The organism is Streptomyces sp. NPDC057654, from assembly GCF_042800135.1.
Classification (GTDB): Bacteria; Actinomycetota; Actinomycetes; order Streptomycetales; family Streptomycetaceae; genus Streptomyces.
In genome coordinates, this window is the sequence record NZ_JBHVHQ010000994.1 from 1 (window position 1) to 2,960 (window position 2,960).

General features: G+C 76.5%; 1 protein-coding gene. It reads left to right on the forward strand.

Annotated features, from left to right (window positions below):
- Positions 1–2,960, forward strand: a 2,960-nt coding sequence (locus ACFU99_RS39420) for an ATP-binding protein (protein WP_384402283.1), incomplete at both ends; no start/stop codon positions are given.

Here is a 2,960-nt window from a genome sequence, read left to right on the forward strand (position 1 = left end):
GTCGACCTGCACCGCTTCGAGCGGCTCGCGGACGAAGGGGCCCGCGCGCTCGCCGACGGCGACGCCCACAAGGCCGCGGTCCTCCTCGACGACGCGCTCCGGCTCTGGCGCGGGCCCGCCCTCGCCGACCTGCCCGACCCGGGGGCCGCCGCCGCCCGCTGCGACGCGCAGCGCCTCGACGCCCGCCGCTCCCGGCTCGCCGCCGACCTCGCCCTCGGCCGCGCCGAAGGGGCCCTGCCCGAGCTCGTGGAGCTGTGCGCCGAGCACCCCCTCGACGAGCCGCTGCACGCGCTGCGGCTGCGCGCCCTGCACGCCGCGGGCCGCACCGCCGAGGCCCTCACCGCCTTCGAGGAGCTGCGCACCGGCCTCGCCGACCGCCTCGGCGCCGACCCCGGAGCCGAACTCCGGTCCGTACACGCCGAACTGCTCGCCCCGGCCGCCGCCCCCGAGCCGCCCCGCCGCCCGGCCCCCGCCCCCGCGGCCGGCAACCTGCGCGCCCGCCGCACCTCCTTCGTCGGCCGCGAGAGCGACCTGGAGACGATCCGTACGGACCTGGGCGCGCACCGCCTCGTCACCCTCCTCGGCCCCGGCGGCGCCGGCAAGACCCGGCTCTCCCAGGAAGCCGCCGACTCCCTCAAGGCGGCCTGGCCGGACGGCGTATGGCTCGCCGAACTCGCCCCCCTCGACGGCACGGCCGACGGCGCCACCGTCCCCGAAGCCGTGCTCACCGCGCTCGGCGCGCGCGAGACCGTGGTGCGCACCGCCGCCAGCGAGGGGCTGCGCGCCGCCTCCGACCCGAGCTCGCTCGAACCCCTCGCCCGGCTCGCCGAGCACTGCGCGCCGCGCCGGATGCTGCTCCTCCTCGACAACTGCGAGCACGTCGTCGACGCCGCCGCCCACCTCGCGGAGACCCTGCTCGCCTCCTGCCCGGACCTCTCCATCCTCGCCACCAGCCGCGAACCGCTCGCCGTGCCGGGCGAACTGGTGCGGCCCGTGGAACCGCTGCCCGACCCCGTCGCGCTGCGCCTTCTCGCCGACCGCGGCGCGGCGGCCCGCCCCGGCTTCTCCACCGCCGACGACCCCGACGCGTGCGCCGAGATCTGCCGCCGCCTCGACGGCCTGCCGCTCGCCATCGAACTCGCCGCCGCCCGGCTGCGGATGCTCACCCCGCGCGGCCTCGCCGACCGCCTCGACGACCGGTTCCGGCTCCTGACGAGCGGCAGCCGGACCGTACTGCCGCGCCAGCAGACCCTGCGCGCCGTCGTCGACTGGTCCTGGGACCTCCTGGACGGACCCGAACACGCCGTGCTGCGCAGACTGTCGGTCTTCGCGGGCGGCTGCGGCCTGGACGAGGCCGAGGCGGTCTGCGCGGACGGCACGGACCATACGGGAGTCGCCACGCGTGACGTCGCCGCCCTCCTCGGCTCCCTCGTCGACAAATCCCTGGTCGTCGCCGCCACCCCCGCGGCCGACGCCGGCGGCGGCGAGATGCGCTACCGGCTCCTGGAGACCGTCGGCGAGTACGCCGCGGAACGGCTCGACGAGGCGGGGGAGCGCGCCGCCGTCGAACGCCGCCACCTGGTCGCGTACCGCGAACTGGCCCGTACCTCCGACCCGTTGCTGCGCGGCCCCGCCCAGCGCGCCTGGCTGGAGCGGCTGGAGCTGGAGCACGACAACCTGCGGACCGCGCTGCGCCGCGCCGTGGCCGCGGACGACGAGCACGAGGCGCTCTGCCTGGTGCTCTCCCTGAGCTGGTTCTGGCAGCTGCGCGACCACCGGGTGGACGCCTTCAGCTGGGCGCAGGCCGTGGCGGCGCTCGGCCCGGACCCGTTCGCGGACCCCGTCGTACCGGCCCCGCCGCTGTACGAGCGCTGCATCGACGCCCCGCCGCCGATGGACGACGAGCAGCTGCTGGAGGCCCGGCGCGAGGTGCGGCTGGTCGGCATCTCCAGCATGGAGAGCACCATGGAGTCGGCGACGTCGCCGGAGACGCAGGCGCAGATGCGCGGGATCATCGCCGCCTACCAGCCCGGTCTGCCGCAGACCTGCCGGGTGCCGGGCTTCGCCTGGATCTTCGCGGTACTGCTGACCTGCGACGGCGACATGCCGAAGCTGCACGACGTCATCCACGTCTGCGTGGAGAGCTGCCGCGAATACGGCTACGAGTGGGAGCTGGCCCACGCCCTGCAAATGCGCTCGAAGCTCCTCAACGACCACCGGGACGGGGCCGAGCAGGCCACCCGCGACGCCGACGAGAGCCTGGAGATCTTCCTGCGGCTCGGCGACGACTGGGGCGTCTCCGAGGCGCTGTCCGGCCGGGCCGAGGCGCGCGAGCAGCGCGGCGAGTTCGAGCTCGCCGCCGAGGACTACCGGGCGGCGGTCGAGCGGTACGAGGAGCTGGGCGCCTACGGCCAGGTGCCGCTGCTCCGGGCCCGGCTCGCCGAGGTGCTCATGGAGTCCGGGGCGATCAGCGAGGAGGAGGGGGAGCGCCGGCTCCGCGAGACCCTCGCGGGCTGGAACCGCGTCAACCCCGACGCGGGCTCCTTCGCCCGGCTCCAGCTCGCGGTCCGTATGGCCCGCGCGGGGCGTACGGACGAGGCGCGCGCCGAGTTCGACGCGCTGTACCAGGAGTTCGAGGGCCACTCGATCGACCTGTTCCAGGGCATGGTCGTGGGGCTGTACGGCTGGCTGGAGGTGCTGGAGGGCCGGCCGGAGTCCGCGCTGGTCAAGCTCCGCGAGGCGCTGGCGAAGGCGCAGGCCCCGATGGCCCAGCTCATCGCGCCGCACCTGCCGTCGTCGCAGATCCTCACCGGCGCCCACGCGCACGCCCTGCTGGGCGGCGAGGAGGAGGCGCGGCGCGCGGCCCGGCTGCTGGCGGCCCATGACGCGCTGCGTCCGACCGCCTATGCCCGCTCGGAGGAGCGGGAGGCGCGGGCGGCGGCCGAGGCGGCGGTCCGCGC